The sequence below is a fragment of the Shigella sp. FJ200513 genome (assembly GCF_040495915.1).
Classification (GTDB): domain Bacteria; phylum Pseudomonadota; class Gammaproteobacteria; order Enterobacterales; family Enterobacteriaceae; genus ECMA0423.
In genome coordinates this window covers 1-2,017 of record NZ_JBDYCV010000219.1, presented here as the reverse complement: position 1 = coordinate 2,017, position 2,017 = coordinate 1, and the positions used below count along the sequence as shown (strand labels likewise).

The window sequence follows — 2,017 nt, the reverse complement described above, 5'->3', positions numbered from 1 at the left end:
TGAGTTACCGGTTCAATATTCCAGACAGACTCGCGGTTCATTTAAGCATCCATGCCCGCCCTGAACTCCGGGCACACCGTAAGTAAAATCAGCCACCCACAGCTGGTCAGGTCGTTCTGCCACGAACTGACGGTTTACGCGGTCGCCTGCGGCAACGGCTTTCCGGCTGATGGTCGTACGGACCTTTTTACCCCGGAGAACACCGGCAAGTCCCATAACCGCCATGAGACGTGCCACAGTGCATCTGGCCACTCTGATACCTTCCCGTAACAACTGACGCCAGACTTTACACCGTATACCTTGTGATTTTCATCGTATACGCGCTGTATCTCTTTCTTCAGCCAGTCATCGCGCTGCGCACGGGCACTGCGTTTATCCGGATGATGTCGCTGTTGCTGACAGTGGTAATACGTTGACGGGGCAATATGCAGTTCGCTGCATAGCGGTCCGACCCCGTACTGCTCACGCAGCTTATCCAGCAGTGGCATCATTTTTTCCAGAGGCGGTCGAACTCCGCCTTCGCAAAATAAGCGGAAGCCTGGCGAAGGATATCGTTACTGCGGCGCAGTTCACGATTTTCACGCTCCGGCTCTTTCAGACGCTGACGTTCAGCGGTGGTGAGCCCTCCATCACCGCCCCCGGTATCCCGCTCATGCTGGCGAACCCAGACACGCAGAGTCTCCGGCGTACAGCCAATCTTTGGAGCAATGGAACAAATTGTCGCCCATTGTGAGTCATATTCGCCCTGACTTTCCAGAACCATACGGACTGCCCGTTGACGGACTTCGGGGGAAAAACGAGTATTTTTAGTCATCCTGTTTACCTCTTTCTCAGGAAGTTTAGTCTCCAGGATTCCCGGGGCGGTTCACTCTCGCGTATGGTTGATTGACACCACAGTGCGAATTCGGCGAATGCGAGATCACGGTACGATTCCGCACCACACTACCAATCAATACCCCGGGTTTTATTCAGGTAAGCAGGACTGCGGATATCCGGTGTCGCGCCTTTGTGTCACGAACGGGGTGGGTGCGAAACACCAGATAAAATACAGGTTGGCAATACCTCTGAACGCCCTGAGCAGGTCGGGCATTTCGGATTAAGTACTCGCACCTCCGCAGTCCTCAAACAAGTCTGGCTGGTAGCTGTAAACAGACTTCGTACATACCGCTCTGCAATAAATCCCCGTACCACAGGCCTCACAGAACTTCTTCCCATGAAAAAACTGCTCACACATCACACAATGCCACTCCAGCACGACCGGTAATGGCGATAAAAACATCGCCATATCCTCAATGTAAGGGTGGGACTTCTCCGGATTCAGCACCACACAGTCCGCCTTCTGTTGCTCACTCAGGGCATGTAAATCATGCTCAAACCACGCCCCCTGAGCATCTGTCTGCAGAATCAACCGGCCATGGCAGGAAAGGCAGAAACACTGCCGGATATTTCTGCTGAGCGCAGAGTCGGCACTGATAATGTGCTCACCCGGCGTGATCCCCAGCCCCGTTTTTATACCGTTCATTCTGCTCCCCCCTCCTCACTGAAGCGCCCGGTCTGGCAGTGTGTGCAGTACTGCTCCCCATAATAATCGTGGTGACATTGCCTGCAGTGCCAGCTGGCTTTACGTACTACGGGTAAGGTATCCGGGACGAATTGCTGCAGACGTTTAATCAACCGTATTTCTCTGCGTTCCGGCCTGACATAAGGGCACTCATGACCGTGCTCCGTCAGCCCTTCGTCAGCGTGTTCAAACCAGGGCCGTTCAGTGTCGTATTGCGGGTGGTATCTGAGTGCACTGCCGCAAAGGTGGCAGGTGTAGCTATCGTAAGGTGCAGTCTGTGCGGTACGGGCACCGGTCAGACGTCCGTTGCCATCAAGTGCGAGAAAAGATTTTGCGTACATAGTATATGTTCCTCAGCCGCCAGACGACACGCAGGCAACTGAAGTGGCACACTGAATTTGGCCACCTGAACAGAGGTGATATGCTCACCTCAGAACAACACAGGTGCTCCAATGA

Annotated in this window: 2 protein-coding genes, 1 pseudogene and 1 other annotated feature; all 3 genes and pseudogenes read right to left on the bottom strand. The window is 53.8% G+C overall.

Annotation, left to right across the window (positions count from 1 at the left end):
- Positions 1 to 78: 78 nt before the first annotated feature.
- Positions 79 to 814 (bottom strand): annotated as a pseudogene (locus ABZJ92_RS21600) (IS3 family transposase); the annotation flags it as partial.
- Positions 417 to 533, bottom strand: a sequence feature (AL1L pseudoknot). Its footprint overlaps the pseudogene before it by 117 nt.
- Before the next feature lie 282 nt (positions 815 to 1,096).
- Positions 1,097 to 1,522, bottom strand: coding sequence for a putative zinc ribbon protein (locus ABZJ92_RS21595; protein ID WP_001013320.1), 426 nt, complete (start codon positions 1,520 to 1,522; stop codon positions 1,097 to 1,099).
- Positions 1,519 to 1,902, bottom strand: a complete 384-nt coding sequence (locus ABZJ92_RS21590) for a putative zinc ribbon protein (protein ID WP_000271035.1) — start codon at positions 1,900 to 1,902, stop codon at positions 1,519 to 1,521. Before ABZJ92_RS21590 ends, ABZJ92_RS21595 begins: the two co-directional genes overlap by 4 nt.
- Positions 1,903 to 2,017: the final 115 nt, after the last annotated feature.

Coding starts and splice junctions, on each gene's coding strand:
- ABZJ92_RS21595 (WP_001013320.1), bottom strand. CDS start 1,522: ATGAACGGTATAAAAACGGGGCTGGGGATCACGCCGGGTGAGCACATT.
- ABZJ92_RS21590 (WP_000271035.1), bottom strand. CDS start 1,902: ATGTACGCAAAATCTTTTCTCGCACTTGATGGCAACGGACGTCTGACC.